The organism is Cupriavidus oxalaticus (assembly GCF_004768545.1).
Taxonomy (GTDB): domain Bacteria; phylum Pseudomonadota; class Gammaproteobacteria; order Burkholderiales; family Burkholderiaceae; genus Cupriavidus; species Cupriavidus oxalaticus_A.
In genome coordinates this window covers 2,108,622-2,122,890 of sequence record NZ_CP038634.1, presented here as the reverse complement: position 1 = coordinate 2,122,890, position 14,269 = coordinate 2,108,622, and the positions used below count along the sequence as shown (strand labels likewise).

Genomic DNA, 14,269 nt, shown 5'->3' with positions numbered 1-14,269 from the left:
CCAGCCGACCAATGCGACGGCGCCGTGATGTTCGCGGACATCTGCGACAGCACGCGGCTTTACGACAAGGCCGGCGACGCGGTGGCACTCGCCGCCATCCGCCAATGCCTGGCGCTGATGAAGGCGCGCGCCGCGCTCGCGCAAGGGCGCGTGGTCAAGACCATCGGCGACGAAATCATGGTGCTGTTCCCCGCCGCCGATCACGCGATGCAGGCCGCACTCGACATGCAGGAGGGTGTGGCCGGGCTGGCACCGATCGCCGGCATAGCCTTGTCGATCCATATCGGTTTCCACCATGGCCCGATCCTGTCGGACGAAGGCGGCGACGTGTTCGGCGACACGGTCAACCTGGCCGCGCGGCTGGTCAAGCTGGCCTCGCGCGGACAGATCATCACCAGCAAGCATGCCGTGGAGCAGCTATCGGCACCGCTGCGGCAGATGACGCGCGCGCTGTATCCGATCCAGGTGCGCGGCAAGCTGCAGCTGATCGAGCTGTACGAGGCGATCTGGCAGCAGAACACCGAGCTGACCCTGGTCGCCCCAGTTGATGTCGCGGCGCGCCGCTCGCTGTTCCTGTCGCTGCGCTACCGCGACACGCTGTTCGAGATGGACGCCACCTCGGCGCCGCTGACCATCGGCCGCGACAGCACCATGAGCATCGTCATCCTCGACCGGCAGGTGTCGCGCTTCCAGGCGACTGTCGAGCCGCGCGGCGGCCGCTTCGTGCTGATCGACCGCAGTTCCAACGGCACCCATGTCCGCATCGACGGCGAAGACAGCCTGATGCTGCGCCGTGACGAGATCACGCTGCGGGGCCACGGCTGGATCACGTTCTCCGCACCCGGCGATGCCGGCCAGGAGGCGATCGAGTTCTTTGTCGAGGAAGACTGAGGCGGCTCCCGCACAGTTGCACGGTGGCGTGGAAATTCTCCTTGACTTCAGCCGGTCCATATCCCATCATGCTTTCCATCGCATGCGATTGAAGCGTTTGCGATAGATCAGCGACAGCTGATTGTTTTTCCCCATACATATCGCATGCGATGCAATCGCACAAGATATAAATACCACCTGACCGAAAGGAAGCCCCGCCATGAGCAAGATCGACAAAGTCCTGGCCACCGGCAAGACCTACACCACCCTCAGCGCCGCCGGCAACACGCCCCGCGGGCATGACGGCACCGTCGACATGCGGCTGTCGTCGCCCGGCAGCGAAGCCAACCCCAACCATGTCTTCGATGGCAGCGATGCGCATCCCACCGCCGAGCGCCTGTTCGCGGCCGCGTGGTCGGCGTGCTACATCAGCGCGGTAGGCCTGGCGGCCAAGACGCACAAGCTGACCCTGCCGTCCGACCTGGCCGTCGAGATCGAGGTGGACCTGGGCCAGACCGGCCGCGAGTACCTGCTGCAGGCCCGCCTGAACGTGCGCATGCCCGGCGTGCCGCATGACGTGGCGACGGCGGTGGCCCATGCCGCTGACGAAATCTGCCCGTACTCCAAGGCCACGCGCGGCAACATCGACGTGGCGATCAACGTCATCACCGGCTGACGCAGCCGCGCGGCCCGGTCCGTGCCTAAAAGGCACGGACCGGGGCCCATGGGTCGCATCCGGTTATCGCATCCCCGATACAATCGCATACGACCTATAATTTCCCGCAGCGTCATCCAGACACGGGAGCCAGACCATGAAAGCCACCGACAAGGCCGCCGCCGCGGACCCCAAGCTGTCCGATTTCCTCTGCTTCGCCGTCTATTCCGCCAACCTGGCGTTCGGCAAGGCGTACAAGCCCGTCCTCGAACAACTGGGGCTGACCTACACGCAATACATCACCATCGTGGCGTTGTGGGAGGAAGACAACCAGACCGTGGGCAGCCTGGGCGAGAAGCTTTTCCTGGAATCGAACACGCTGACGCCGATCCTGAAGAAGCTCGAAGCCATGGGATACGTGGAACGGCAGCGCGATCCCGAGGACGAGCGCCAGGTGCGGGTCAGCCTGACCCGCACTGGCCGCCGCCTGCGCGAAAAGCGCCTCGAAGGCAGCCTGGCCGAAGCCACCGGCCTGGCGCCGGACGAATTCGCACGCCTGCAGAAGGCGGTGGCGACGCTGCGCAACAACCTGATCCGGTCGGTCAGGTCCGGCGACTGAAGGCGCCGGCCACCGCCCTGCATTACGAGCTACTGACATGAACCAGGCATCCACCCCGTACAGCCCGATCAGCTGCGAATTCCACGACCTGCTCGAAGCGCTGGCCACCGTGCGCCGGCCCGCCGTGATCCGCTATCGCGACCAGGATGGCGCGGCGCGGCAAGTGACGGCGACGATCACCGATATCTTCAGCCGCGAGCGGGTGGAGTTTGTCTCGCTCGGCACGGGCGAGGCGCTGCGGCTGGACCAGCTCGTCGAGGTCAACGGCGAGAAGCTCCGCGACTACTGAGCCCCGCTCCCGGCCCTACCCCCGGCTTTACCCCCGTCCTTGCCCTATCCTTCCAGGGAATACACCGGGCAAGGTGGGCCGCATGCGCGCATTGATCTTCTGCTCCGTGCAGTTCCTGCTGGCGGTCACGTGGACCCTCTACGTGGCGTTCCTGCCGCAGCTCGCCACGCAGGCAGGCATCCCGCGCGCGCAGGTTGCGTGGATCCTGGTGATGGACCAGGTGATCTTCGTAGCCATGGACCTGGCGCTGGGCATCGCCGCCGACCGTGTCGCCAACGGCATGCGCCGGCTCGGCGGCTGGATCCTGGCGCTGTCGGTGGTTTCCGCGCTGGCGTTCGTGCTGCTGCCTTCGGCTTCCTCGCCGGTGCTGCTGCTTGCCCTGACCGCGTTGTGGGCCGCCACCTCTTCGGCCCTGCGCGCGCCGCCCATGGTGATCATCGCGCGGCGGCTGCAGGGATCGGCTTCGTCGTTCCTGGTGTTGGCGTCGCTGCTCGGCATCGGCCTGGCCGGCGCGGTGGCACCGGTGCTGACGGCGCGGCTGCGCGAGGCTTCGCCGTTGATCCCCTTTGCCGCGGCCAGCGCGGCACTGGTGGTGGCCGTGGTCGCGCTGCGCTGGGTTGAATTGCCGCCGGCAAGCCAACGGGCTGACGCGGCGCCGATTGCCAGTGCCGGCCCGCGGCGCCTGTGGCTGCTGTTCGCGGCGGTCTGGCTGCTCGCGCTGGGCTTCCAGGTCCACACCGCGATCAACTCCGGACCGGCCTACCTTCGCTTCGTTGCCAGCGCCGAGCTGGTGCGGGTGATGCCGGCGTTCTGGATCGGCTTCGCGCTGTGCGTGCTGCTGCCCGAGACACCATGGCTGCGGCGCTTTCCCGCCTGCGTGCTGCTGCTCGCCGCGTCGGTGCTGGGCGCGCTGGCCTTGTCCGGGTTCATTGCCGCCGCTTCGCTGCAGGCGGTGCTGGCCGCGCAATGCCTGGCCGGCGGCATGTGGGGAATCATGTTTGGCGCGGCGGCCAATGCCGCGCTCGATGCCGGGCGTGTGGGCCGCGAAGGCAGGCTCACCGGACTGGTGTTTGCCGTGCTGGCCATCGCCGCTTTCCTGCGCATCGCCGCGGTGGCCTCCGGCGCCGCCAAGGGCGCGATACTGGCCAGCCTGATGCCGTGGATGCCGGCGCTCGCATGGAGCGCGGGGGCGCTGCTGCTGGCGTTCTTCGTCGCGGCAAACCTGCCCTATCTCGCCACGCGCGCTCAGGTAGCAAGGCCACCGGCGTGATGCCGGACTAAGGCCCCATCGTCGCCGTTCCGGCGTAGTCGCGAAGTCCTGCGACCAGCGCGGCAAACGTCACCGCGCAGCGCGCGCTGCCGCGCAAGTCCTCGTGCATCGCTACCCAGGTATCCATCGCCACCGAAAACTCGCTGCGCAACACCCTGACCAGCCCCGGGTCGCGGCCCGCGAGCGCGGCATGGCACACGCCGATGCCGAACCCGGCGCGGATCGCGCCCAGCTGGGCCAGGTCGCTGTCGGCGCGAAAGGCCAGGCGCTGGCGCGAGAACGCCGGAAAGCGCTCCAGCAAGCGGCGGATGAACAGCGTCTCCCGGTCGAAGCCGATCATGGCAAACCCCGGCAGTTCCTCCAGCGACTGCGGCACGCCGTGCGCGGCCAGGTAGCGCTCATGCGCATGCAGCCCCAGTTCGATGCCGCCGACGCGCTGGGCCACGAGCGCATCCTGCTCGGGCCGGAACATGCGCACGGCGATATCGGCTTCGCGATGCAGCAGGTCGTCGACGCGGTTCGACAGCACCAGTTCGATCTCCAGCGCCGGGTGGGCTTCGCGCAGTGCGGCCAGGATCGGCGGCAGCACTTCGACGCCGACGACCTCGCTCGCCGACAGCCGCACCGTGCCGCGCACGCCGGCGCCGTGCCCGCTGGCCGCGCGCCGCATGGCCGCGGCCGTGGCGGCGAGTCCGGCGGCATAGGGCCGCAGCGTGTGTGCGGCGTCGGTCGGGGCGAAGCCGTCGAAGGAGCGCGTGAAGAGCTTCAGGCCCAGCGCGGCCTCAAGACTGTCGATATGGCGGCCGACGGTCGGCTGCGTCAGGCCCATGGCGCGGCCGGCAGCCGACAGCGAGCCGGTTTCCAGCACGTGGAGGAAGGTGCGGTACCACTCCCAGTTCGGTTCGCCGGCCATGCCTATGCATTTTTGTTTAGCAACCAGCCGATTATAGGCAATTTTCTTTTTGCCGAGATGCCCGCAAACTGGCCTGCATCAGACCACGACAGCACCCATGCCAAGGAGAATCCCATGTCCAGGATCGCGCTGTTTGGCGCCGCCGGCGCCATTGGCCACAGCATCGCCGCCGCACTGGCAGGCCGGGGCGAGCCGTATCGCGTAGTCGGCCGCGATGCGGCGCGCCTCCACCAGGCCTTCGGGGCCGACCCGCTCGCCGAGATCGTCGCGTGGGACCCCGATTCGCCGGCCTCCGTCCAGGCCGCGGCGAGCGGCATCGACACGCTGGTCTGCATGGTCGGCGTCGACTACTGGCGCTTCGACCTGCACCCGGAACTGCTGCGCAAGACACTGGATGGCGCGCTCGCAGCGGGCGTCAGGCAATTCATCCTGATCGGCACCGTCTACCCCTACGGACGCGTCCAGGGCGGCAATCCGGTCAGCGAGGACCACCCGCGCGCGCCGCATACCTTCAAGGGCCGCATGCGCAAGGCGCAGGAAGACCTGCTGATGCAGGCCGACGCCGCCGGGCGCATCCGCGCCACGGTGCTGCGGCTGCCCGACTTCTACGGCCCGGGCGTGCAGGCCAGCCTGCTGCACCGCGCCGCGCAGGCTGCCGTATCCGGCGGCACCGCGGACATGATCGGGCCGATCGATGCGCCGCACGAGTTCGTCTATGTGCCGGACGTGGGGCCGGTGGTGGCGCGGCTGGCGGATACGCCCGCGGCCTTCGGCAGGATCTGGCACCTGGCCGGCGCCGGCGCCACGACACAGCGCGAACTGGTATTGGAGATGGAAAGGCAGACCGGCCGCCGGCTCAGGCTGCGCATCGCCGGCAAGGGCATGCTGCGCCTGCTCGGGCTGTTCAACCCGTTCATGCGCGAACTGGTCGAGATGCACTACCTGATGACCGATCCGCTGATCCTGGACGATGCCGCGCTGCAGCGGCTGATCGGGCCGATCCGCAAGACGCCCTACGCCGAGGGCATCCGGCAGACGCTGGCGGCATGCCAGCCTGGCCGGCACGCCGCCAACCTCGCCAACGTCGCTAACCTGCCTGCTTGCGAAACGCCCAGCGCCCCGCCAGCACAGTGAAGCTGGCCACCAGTGCCACCAGCACCCAGAAGCCGTGCGGATGCTCGGCCAGCGGGATGCCGCCCACGTTCATGCCAAAGAAGCCGGCCACGATATTGATCGGCAGCGCCAGCACGGTCACCAGCGTCAGCGTGAACAGCGTGCGGTTGGTCTGCTCGTTGAGCTTGGCGGCGATCTCTTCCTGCAGCAGCTTGATGCGTTCGACCAGCGCGGCAAGGTCGTTGAGCACCAGCGAGAACTCTTCGGTCGATTCGCGCAGCTCCTGCAGGTCGGTTTCCTGCAGCCACGCCGGCGGCCGGTTCAGCAGCCGGAACAGCGCGCCCGGCTCGGGCGCCAGCAGCCGTTGCAGCCGCACCAGGCCGCGCCGCATCGCGCCCAGATCGGCGCGGTTGCCCTGCAGCCGCTGCGACAGCAGCTGGTCCTCGATCTGGTCGACGTTCACGCCGGTCTCGCGCACGATCTGCACCAGCACGTCGGCCTGGTCGCGCAGCAGGTGCACCATCAGGTCCGCCGGCGAGCGGAACGCCTCGCCGTGCCGCACCGCCTCGCGCAGCCGGTCCACCGAGCGCAGCGGCCGCGCCCGGGCCGTGACCAGCAGGCGGTGGTCAGCGTGGGCCCACATGGTCGAAATGTCCGTCGATGAGACGCCGAAGTTGTAGATCACATCGTTGACCACGGCCAGCAGCGCGGTGTCCAGACGCTCGATCCGCGTCGAGCGCGAGCCCTGGCGCAGCGCCTCGAAGTATTCGTCCGGCAGCCCCAGGTGCCCCTTCATCCAGCGTTCGCAGGCGCTGTGGGACAGGTTGAAATGCAGCCAGACGAAGCAGCGCTCGTGCGCGGCAGCCGGCGGCGCCTGCTGCAGCCAAGCCGCCGCGCCCCGCGAATCGATCTCGCGCATGGCCCCGCCGGGCGCGAACAGGAAACCGCTGACCAGGCCGACCGGGTCCGATCCATAGCCCGCCTCGACAATGCCCGCTTGCATGCCTGCTCCCTTCACATGGAATTTGCCTCGCGCGACGTTATCACGCCGCAATGACAGTGTCGGAAAATGAAGGCGCGGGTGGTCCCGGGTCTGGTCTGTGCGTTTGCGGCTTCCGGCGCCGCCCTGCCTTGTCGGCCCCTACAACACCGTCGCGTACTCCAGCGTCTTCGGCGTCTTCACGATCACCTCGGGCACTTCCCGACGATGACCGTGTCATCGAGCCGGAATCCGCCCAGCCCGTAGACGTACAGCCCCGGCTCCGACGAATACACCTCTCCCGCCAGCAGCGCGCGCGTGTTGAAGGCCATGTCTTCGGGATACTCGTGCAGCATCAGCCCGACCGCATGCCCGGTGCGGTGGAACACGTACTGTCCGCAGCCGGCCGCTTCGATCACCGCTTGTGCGGCGGCGTCCATGTCGCAGACGCGCCGGCCGGGCACCGCGGAGGCGACGGCGGCATCGGTCGCGCGGGCCGCGACCTGGTAGAGCCGCGCCTGCTCGTCTCCGGGCCGGCCGCAGAACCATGTGCGCTCGTTCTCGACATAGAGGCCGTTCAGCCGCGGCAGTATGAGATTGACGATGGTGTCGCCTTCGGCGATGCGCGATCCGCACGCGGCGCCGTCGCCATGCGGCGAGGCCGAGGCCGGGCCGGTGAGCGTCCAGCACTTGAGGATGTCGAAGTCCTCGCCGGGAAAGCGCCGGGCGGCTTCCTCGACCATCAGCGCCGCCATGGCGTGATCGAGTTCCTGCACCAGGCGGCCGGGGCGGATGCTCTCGCGGTAGCGGTCCTGCACCCAGTCGGTCAGTGCGCCCAGCTCGCGCATGACTTGCAGTTGGCCAGCATCGCCACGCCGGTCAGGTCCTTCGACGGGTTGTACGGCAGCTTCGGATACAGGAAAGGATTGAAGGCAAGGTTGGAATCGCCGGCGATAACTTTCCCGCCGAAAGATAACGATGCGCAACTCGCCGGCATTTCTCCCCCGGCAGTGATCGCTGCGCTATTCATGCCGATGGTTCTTAAAACCCGATAGCCGGGTCAGCGCTGGCCGGCATCGAAGGCCTTCTGCCAGACATCGTGGTCTGGCGGATAGACCGCGTCGAAATGCTCGCGCAGCGCGGCGATCTCCTGCACGATCGCGAACGAAAAGCCCTGGCGGCCGCCGCGGTCGTCGAACTGCAGGCCGTTCAGGTAGTGCCGGCATCCGACCGCATCGAACCACTTGGCGGCGACGGTATTGACGATGCGGGGGAAAGCCCGCCCCAGTTCTACCGGACGGACCGCGTCGGGCAGCTCGGCCATCCAGCGGATGGTCTCGCGGCGCAGCGTCAGGTCATCGTCCGTGGCGGTCTTGCGGTGGAAGGCGGGGTCTTGCGTCAAGGGAGTCTCCGGGTGCAGCCGGGAGGATAGCCGATTGTGGCCGGACCATGCCAGGTCCGGCCAGCCCGGGCTTTTCCCGGTTGCACGCCGGCGCTCAGGCCGCGGCCCGGCGCGCCGCCCCGCGATACTCCGCCAGCAGTGCTTCGCGGCGCGCGGCCGCTGCCTGCATGCTGGCTTCCTTGACATGGCCGTAGCCGCGGATGTCGTCGGGCAACGTGGCCAGCGCCAGCGCGGTGTCGAGCTTGTCGGCGCCCAGCGAGGCGGCGAACTCGTCGACCATGGCCAGGTAGTCGGCCACCAGCGCGCGCTCGGCGCGACGCTCCGCGGTCTTGCCGAACACGTCGAACGCTGTGCCGCGCAGGCCTTTCAGGCGGGCCAGCAGGCGGAAGGCGGTCAGCGTGCGCGGGCCGAAGCGGCGCTTCACCGGATGGCCCTTGCTGTCGGTCTTGCCCGCATTCGTCAGCGTGGGCGGGGCCAGCCAGAAGTTGAGCTGGTAGTCGCGGCCGGGCTCGCCTTCGAACTGCGCGCGCAGCTTGTCGAGGAAGGCCGGGTCGGCGTACAGGCGCGCCACCTCGTACTCGTCCTTGTACGCCATCAGCTTGGCCAGGTTGCGCGCCACCGCTTCGGTCAGCGGCAGCTTGCGGTCGGCGCCCAGCTTCTGCTCGGCGGCGCGGATACGCTCGACCGCTTCACGGTAGCGGCTGGCGTACGCGGCGTTCTGGTAGTCGGTCAGCATCGACTCGCGCTTGCGGATCAGCGTGTCGAGCGTCTGCGGCAACGCCACCACGTGGGCCGTCTGCGCCGGCGCATCCGGCAGCAGCGCCTTCACGGCAGCCTCGCCGTGGTGCGCGAGATACCGGCCCCATTCGAACGCCTGGCGGTTCTTGTCGACCGACACGCCGTTGAGTTCGATCGCGCGCAGCAGGCTGGCATGCTGCAGCGGGATCCAGCCTTTCTGCCAGGCAAAGCCGAGCAGCAGCGGGTTGGAGTAGATGGCATCGGCCAGCAGCGTCACGGCCCAGGCGCTGGCGTCGATAAACGCGCTGGCCTCGCCCACGCTGTTGCGCAGGTCCTGCTCGGCGCTGGCGCCGGGGAACTTCCACTTCGGGTTCTTGATGAACTCGGCGGTCGGGGTGTTGGCGCTGTTGACCACCGCAGCGGTCACGCCGTGCCGGGTCTTGGACAGCACCTCGGCCGAGGCCGAGACGATGGCGTCGCCGCCGATCACCAGCCGCGCGTCGCCGGTGGCGATACGCGTGGCATGCAGGTCATGCGGCGCCGGTGCGATCTGCACGTGGCTGATCACCGCCCCGCCCTTCTGCGCCAGGCCTGCCATGTCGAGCACGGTGACGCCCTTGCGCTCCAGGTGCGCGGCCATGCCGAGCAAGCCGCCGATGGTCACCACGCCGGTGCCGCCCACGCCCGTCACCAGCACGCCATACGGCCGTTCCAGCGCGGGAAGCGTTGGCATCGGCAGCGCCTCGAAATCGGCGCCGGCGCCCTTGCCGCCCGCCGCCGCGGGCTTGCGCACCTGCGCGCCCTCGGCGGTGACGAAGCTGGGGCAGAAGCCGTTGACGCAGGAGAAATCCTTGTTGCACGACGACTGGTTGATCCGGCGCTTGGTGCCCAGTTCGGTCTCCAGCGGTTCCACCGACAGGCAGTTGGACTTGGCCGAGCAGTCGCCGCAGCCTTCGCACACAGCGTCGTTGATAAAGGCGCGCCTGGCCGGATCGGGATACGTGCCGCGCTTGCGGCGGCGGCGCTTCTCGGTGGCGCAGGTCTGGTCGTAGATCAGGACGGTGACGCCCTCGGTGTCGCGCAGCTCCAGCTGCACGGCATCGAGCTGGTCGCGATGGAACACCGTCACGCCGGACGGCAGCATGCTGCCGTCGCCGTACTTCTGCGGCTCGTCGGTGACGACGACCAGCTTCTTGGCGCCCTCGGCCAGCACCTGGTGGGCAATCTGCGGCACGGTCAGCACGCCGTCGATCGGCTGGCCGCCGGTCATCGCCACCGCGTCATTGAACAGGATCTTGTAGGTGATATTGGCCTTCGCCGCAATCGAGGCGCGGATCGCCAGCAGGCCCGAGTGGAAATAGGTGCCGTCGCCCAGGTTGGCGAACACGTGCTTGTCGCCGGTGAAATGCATCTGGCCGGTCCACGCCACCCCTTCACCGCCCATCTGGCTGAAGGTGTCGGTATTGCGGTCCATCCACAAGGTCATGTAGTGGCAGCCGATGCCGGCCAGCGCGCGCGAGCCTTCCGGCACGCGCGTGGAGGTGTTGTGCGGGCAGCCCGAGCAGAACCAGGGCTTGCGCTCGGCCGAGATGCGCGGCTGCGCGGCCTCGCGCTCCTTGGCCTCGATCACCGCGACGCGCGCGGCGATGCGGGCGCGCACGGCTTCCGGCAGGTCGAAGCGCTCCAGGCGCCGGGCGATAGCCTTGGCGATCAGCGCCGGCGACAGCTCGTAGTGCGCCGGCAGCAGCCAGTTGCCGCGCGGCACCGACCATTCGCCGCCGTCGTTGCCGCGCTGGTCGAACTTGCCGAACACCTTGGGCCGCACGTCCTCACGCCAGTTGTACAGCTCTTCCTTGAGCGCGTATTCCAGGATCTGGCGCTTCTCTTCCACCACCAGGATTTCTTCCAGGCCGGTGGCGAACTCGCGCGCGCCATGCGCCTCCAGCGGCCACACGCAGCCTACCTTGTAGACGCGAATGCCGATGCGGGCGCAGGTCTCGTCGTCGAGGCCAAGGTCGGCCAGCGCCTGGCGCACGTCCAGGTAAGCCTTGCCGGCGGTCATGATGCCGAAGCGCGCATTGGGCGAATCGAGCACCACGCGGTTCAGGCGGTTCGCGCGGACATAGGCGAGCGCCGCATACCACTTGTGGTCGAGCAGGCGCGCTTCCTGTTCCAGCGGGGTATCGGGCCAGCGGATATTGAGGCCGCCGGCCGGCATGGCAAAGTCTTGCGGCAGCACCACCTGCACGCGGTCGGGGTCGATCTCGACCGAGGCGGTCGACTCGACCACATCGGTGACGCACTTCATCGACACCCACAGGCCGGAATAGCGGCTCATGGCCCAGCCGTGCAGGCCGTAGTCGAGGTATTCCTGCACGTTGGCCGGATACAGCACCGGGATGCCGGCGGCCTGCAGCACGTGCTCGGACTGGTGCGCGACGGTGGAGGACTTGGCGGCATGGTCGTCGCCGGCCAGCAGCAGCACGCCGCCATGGCGCGACGAGCCGGCCGAATTGGCGTGCTTGAGCACGTCGATGGACCGGTCCACGCCCGGACCCTTGCCATACCACATCGAGAACACGCCATCGCGCGAGGCGTTGGGGAACAGGTTGACTTGCTGCGACCCCCACACCGCGGTGGCGGCAAGGTCTTCGTTGACGCCGGGCTGGAACACAACATCGTTGTCCGCCAGGTGTTTCTTGGCCTTCCACAGCGCCTGGTCGACACCGCCCAGCGGCGAGCCGCGGTAGCCGGAGATAAAGCCGGCCGTGTTCAGGCCGGCGGCGCGGTCGCGCGCCTTCTGCAGCATCGGCAGGCGGACCAGCGCCTGGACCCCGCTCATGTAGACGCGGCCTTTGTCCAGGGTGTACTTGTCGTCCAGGCTGGCGCTGGCGAGGGTGTCGAGGAGGGTGTGGGGTAGCGGTGCGTTCACGATGTCTCCGTGCTTATTCTGGTGTCCGGAGCAGTGTAGGAATCCCGCTGGTTATCGTAAAATCAAGAATTCCCACACCTGATATCTGCAAAACGGATATCCCCGGAGACATACATGGCCAAGGCGCGCGAGAGCTCGGAGAGACTTGCCAAGGAAATCACATTGCGGCAGTTCCGCTACTTTGTCGCGGCGGCGGAAACCGGGCAGTTCTCGATGGCGGCCACGGCCGAGCATGTGTCGCAGTCGGCGGTGACCAACGCCGTGCTGGCGCTGGAGCAGCGGCTGGCCGTGCGGCTGTTCGAGCGGCGCCCGCACGGCGTGACGCTGACGGCGGAAGGCCACCTGTTCTACCAGCATGCGCGCCAGATCCTGGATTCGGTCGAGGATGCGCTGCGCGAGCCGCGCTTCCAGGTGCACGGCCTGCAAGGCAGCGTGCGCCTGGCCGCCTCCTATACCGTGCTCGGCTACTTCCTGCCGGGCTTGCTGGCGCGCTTTCGCACCAACTACCCGGACATCGAGCTGGACCTGCTTGACATGGACCGGCCGGATATCGAGCGCGCCGTGCTGGCGGGCGAGATCGAGCTGGGGATCGCGCTGCTGTCCAACCTGGAACGGCCGCAGCGCTTCAAGCGCCACACGCTGATGCGCTCGCGCCGCCAGCTGTGGACCTCGGCCAGCCATCCGCTGCTGGACATCGAGCGGCCGTCGCTGCGCGACGTCGCGGCTTACCCGTACATCCTGATCACGGTCGACGAGGCCGAGGAATCGACCATGCGCTACTGGCGCAGCCTGCGGCTCTCGCCCAATATCGCCTTCCGCACCGGGTCGATGGAGGCACTGCGCGGGCTGGTCGCGCACGGCTTCGGCGTCACCGTGCTGTCCGACATGGTATACCGGCCGTGGTCGCTGGAAGGCAAGCAGATCGAAGCCCGGCCCATCGCCAACGCGGTGCCGGACATGGAGGTCGGCATGCTGTGGCAGCCGGGACGCAAGCTGGGCAAGCCGGCCGACGCGCTGCGGGAGTTCCTGATCCACGCGTGCGGCAGCTGAGGGCTCGCCGGGCCGGTCGTCCTCACGGTTGCGCCCTACTTCACCGGCGTCAGTATCGGCGCCCCCTTGTTCTTCAGCAGCATTACCAGGAACTTCGCCGGCTGCGTCTTGCTGGCGTTGTGCCCCACCGAGTGGATATCGTCAGGGCCTTCGTGCCAGGTCTGGCCGGCGGTCAGCGTAACTTCCTTGCCGCCCCTGACGCCCATCACGATGGTCCCTTCCAGCACATAGATAAATCCATGCGCATCGTGGCGATGTACCGGGTCGGCACCGCCGGGCGGATATTCCACCATGATGATCTGCACTTCCTTGCCCGGGTATTGCGGCAAGGGCTCGGTCGTCAGCAGCGTGACCTTGGCTTCCGGGGGTGCCGCCACCGCCGGCTGCAGGGCCAGCAGTCCGCTGAGCACCAGCGCGACGATGCCGTATGGTCTGGCGCGCTTCATGCCGTTGAACAGCTCGTGCGATTGCTTGATGTTGTGGATGCGCTGCGGCATGGTATCTCCTGCTGGATGGGGACTGCGGCGCCTCGGCGGCGCCTGCAACAAAGCGTAGTTGGCTGGCATGGCCGCCGCCAGTGCATGCCGACCCAGGCCGGCACCGATGCGCATGGAGATCCACTAGGACAGCCCGTTTCCCGCGCCTAGAATAGGCTGACACCACGGCACCCCGGCGCGGGGCGCCGCTGCCATTCCCGGATCCAGGTCCCGACAAACGGAGGCGCGCATCATGAAGCCAGAACCCTTTGTGGTAACGCCGGACGCCTATGCGCGCGCGCTCAACGTAGTTGGAGAGAAGATCACCGTGCTCGCCTCCAACGCCGCCACGCAGGGCTACGAGGTCTTCCTGCAGCAGGGCGACGAAGGCACCGGCCCACCGCCGCATTGCCATGACTGGGACGAATCGTTCTTCGTGACCCGCGGGACGATCGAGATCGGCTATGGCGGGCAGGCCTTCCAGGCGGTCGCCGGCACCTTTGTCCATGTGCCGGCGGGCACGGTCCACTACTTCCGTTTCGGCGCCGGGGGCGGCGAAATGGTTTCGGTCACCAGCCACAACGGCAACGCCTCGCGCCTGTTCACGCGGCTGGATGAGGAAATCGCGCCCGGCGCACCGGATTTCGACAAGCTGCTGGCCGTGGCGCAGGAATGTGGCGTGACCGTGCCGCCACCGGAGCACTGATGCCGCTGGCCCCGCTGCTACGTTGCACCGACCTTGGCTGGCCATCGCCGCTTGCATATGGTTCTGCGTACACCTTCATTCCCCTGCAGCCATGGCTCGACTATGGTGGAAGCGTTCCCCCGGGCATGCCAGTCACCGGGGGCCGCAAGGAGGGTTATGGACCTGCTCGACTGGATCACCGCCGTGGCAGCCGTGGTTCTGGTGTATGCCGCGTTGCGTCATCCGCTCTATCCGCCCGGCTGGAACGGCCGGAAAGA

General features: G+C 68.0%; 14 protein-coding genes and 1 pseudogene. 8 read left to right on the top strand and 7 right to left on the bottom strand.

The window, feature by feature from the left end; all coding sequences use genetic code 11:
- Positions 1-27: 27 nt before the first annotated feature.
- The 5 genes from E0W60_RS09505 to E0W60_RS09485 all read left to right on the top strand — a co-directional run bounded on the left by E0W60_RS09505 (position 28) and on the right by E0W60_RS09485 (position 3,703).
- Positions 28-891, top strand: a complete 864-nt coding sequence (locus tag E0W60_RS09505) for an adenylate/guanylate cyclase domain-containing protein (RefSeq protein WP_133095260.1) — start codon at positions 28-30, stop codon at positions 889-891.
- 199 nt (positions 892-1,090) lie between these two features.
- A complete protein-coding gene (locus E0W60_RS09500; protein WP_133095261.1) occupies positions 1,091-1,546 on the top strand; it encodes an Ohr family peroxiredoxin in 456 nt (151 codons plus the stop codon).
- 136 nt (positions 1,547-1,682) lie between these two features.
- Entirely contained in the window at positions 1,683-2,144 is a 462-nt protein-coding gene (locus E0W60_RS09495) for a MarR family winged helix-turn-helix transcriptional regulator (protein ID WP_135703760.1), read from the top strand.
- A 37-nt stretch (positions 2,145-2,181) separates the two neighbouring features.
- On the top strand, positions 2,182-2,433 hold the full coding sequence (locus E0W60_RS09490; protein ID WP_133095263.1) for a hypothetical protein: 252 nt from the start codon (positions 2,182-2,184) through the stop codon (positions 2,431-2,433).
- A gap of 82 nt (positions 2,434-2,515) precedes the next feature.
- A complete protein-coding gene (locus tag E0W60_RS09485; RefSeq protein WP_135703759.1) occupies positions 2,516-3,703 on the top strand; it encodes an MFS transporter in 1,188 nt (395 codons plus the stop codon).
- 7 nt (positions 3,704-3,710) lie between these two features.
- Here the strand turns inward: E0W60_RS09485 and E0W60_RS09480 are convergent, their stop codons facing one another.
- A complete protein-coding gene (locus E0W60_RS09480) occupies positions 3,711-4,616 on the bottom strand; it encodes a LysR family transcriptional regulator (RefSeq protein WP_135703758.1) in 906 nt (301 codons plus the stop codon).
- Between the two features lie 114 nt (positions 4,617-4,730).
- On the opposite strand from E0W60_RS09480, the gene E0W60_RS09475 reads away from it, so the two are divergent.
- Positions 4,731-5,750 (top strand): NAD-dependent epimerase/dehydratase family protein, encoded by a 1,020-nt coding sequence (locus tag E0W60_RS09475; RefSeq protein WP_135703757.1) that lies wholly within the window; start codon positions 4,731-4,733, stop codon positions 5,748-5,750.
- Here the strand turns inward: E0W60_RS09475 and E0W60_RS09470 are convergent.
- The 5 genes and pseudogenes from E0W60_RS09470 to E0W60_RS09450 form a co-directional block, all read right to left on the bottom strand.
- A complete protein-coding gene (locus E0W60_RS09470) occupies positions 5,704-6,732 on the bottom strand; it encodes a transporter (protein ID WP_135703756.1) in 1,029 nt (342 codons plus the stop codon). The two genes, E0W60_RS09475 and E0W60_RS09470, sit on opposite strands and share 47 nt — an antisense overlap.
- A gap of 138 nt (positions 6,733-6,870) precedes the next feature.
- Positions 6,871-7,574, bottom strand: a pseudogene (locus tag E0W60_RS09465) (M24 family metallopeptidase); the annotation flags it as partial.
- Positions 7,535-7,738: a tripartite tricarboxylate transporter substrate-binding protein gene (locus tag E0W60_RS37475; protein WP_240745867.1), complete on the bottom strand. Its 204-nt coding sequence runs from the start codon at positions 7,736-7,738 to the stop codon at positions 7,535-7,537. The gene E0W60_RS37475 and the pseudogene E0W60_RS09465, both read right to left, overlap by 40 nt.
- A 30-nt stretch (positions 7,739-7,768) precedes the next feature.
- Positions 7,769-8,110: a hypothetical protein gene (locus tag E0W60_RS09455; protein WP_135703755.1), complete on the bottom strand. Its 342-nt coding sequence runs from the start codon at positions 8,108-8,110 to the stop codon at positions 7,769-7,771.
- 94 nt (positions 8,111-8,204) lie between these two features.
- Entirely contained in the window at positions 8,205-11,780 is a 3,576-nt protein-coding gene (locus tag E0W60_RS09450) for an indolepyruvate ferredoxin oxidoreductase family protein (RefSeq protein ID WP_135703754.1), read from the bottom strand.
- A 114-nt stretch (positions 11,781-11,894) separates the two neighbouring features.
- Here E0W60_RS09450 and E0W60_RS09445 point away from each other — a divergent pair, with 114 nt between their 5' ends.
- Positions 11,895-12,830: a LysR substrate-binding domain-containing protein gene (locus E0W60_RS09445; RefSeq protein WP_133095270.1), complete on the top strand. Its 936-nt coding sequence runs from the start codon at positions 11,895-11,897 to the stop codon at positions 12,828-12,830.
- A gap of 35 nt (positions 12,831-12,865) precedes the next feature.
- Here the strand turns inward: E0W60_RS09445 and E0W60_RS09440 are convergent, their stop codons facing one another.
- Positions 12,866-13,276: a cupin domain-containing protein gene (locus tag E0W60_RS09440; RefSeq protein WP_133095399.1), complete on the bottom strand. Its 411-nt coding sequence runs from the start codon at positions 13,274-13,276 to the stop codon at positions 12,866-12,868.
- 283 nt (positions 13,277-13,559) lie between these two features.
- Here E0W60_RS09440 and E0W60_RS09435 point away from each other — a divergent pair, with 283 nt between their 5' ends.
- Positions 13,560-14,012 (top strand): cupin domain-containing protein, encoded by a 453-nt coding sequence (locus E0W60_RS09435; RefSeq protein ID WP_133095271.1) that lies wholly within the window; start codon positions 13,560-13,562, stop codon positions 14,010-14,012.
- Positions 14,013-14,269 lie beyond the last annotated feature (257 nt).

Coding starts and splice junctions, on each gene's coding strand:
- E0W60_RS09470 (WP_135703756.1), bottom strand. CDS start 6,732: ATGCAAGCGGGCATTGTCGAGGCGGGCTATGGATCGGACCCGGTCGGC.
- E0W60_RS09475 (WP_135703757.1), top strand. CDS start 4,731: ATGTCCAGGATCGCGCTGTTTGGCGCCGCCGGCGCCATTGGCCACAGC.
- E0W60_RS09485 (WP_135703759.1), top strand. CDS start 2,516: ATGCGCGCATTGATCTTCTGCTCCGTGCAGTTCCTGCTGGCGGTCACG.
- E0W60_RS09480 (WP_135703758.1), bottom strand. CDS start 4,616: ATGGCCGGCGAACCGAACTGGGAGTGGTACCGCACCTTCCTCCACGTG.
- E0W60_RS09445 (WP_133095270.1), top strand. CDS start 11,895: ATGGCCAAGGCGCGCGAGAGCTCGGAGAGACTTGCCAAGGAAATCACA.
- E0W60_RS37475 (WP_240745867.1), bottom strand. CDS start 7,738: ATGAATAGCGCAGCGATCACTGCCGGGGGAGAAATGCCGGCGAGTTGC.
- E0W60_RS09435 (WP_133095271.1), top strand. CDS start 13,560: ATGAAGCCAGAACCCTTTGTGGTAACGCCGGACGCCTATGCGCGCGCG.
- E0W60_RS09505 (WP_133095260.1), top strand. CDS start 28: ATGTTCGCGGACATCTGCGACAGCACGCGGCTTTACGACAAGGCCGGC.
- E0W60_RS09440 (WP_133095399.1), bottom strand. CDS start 13,276: ATGAAGCGCGCCAGACCATACGGCATCGTCGCGCTGGTGCTCAGCGGA.
- E0W60_RS09490 (WP_133095263.1), top strand. CDS start 2,182: ATGAACCAGGCATCCACCCCGTACAGCCCGATCAGCTGCGAATTCCAC.
- E0W60_RS09500 (WP_133095261.1), top strand. CDS start 1,091: ATGAGCAAGATCGACAAAGTCCTGGCCACCGGCAAGACCTACACCACC.
- E0W60_RS09495 (WP_135703760.1), top strand. CDS start 1,683: ATGAAAGCCACCGACAAGGCCGCCGCCGCGGACCCCAAGCTGTCCGAT.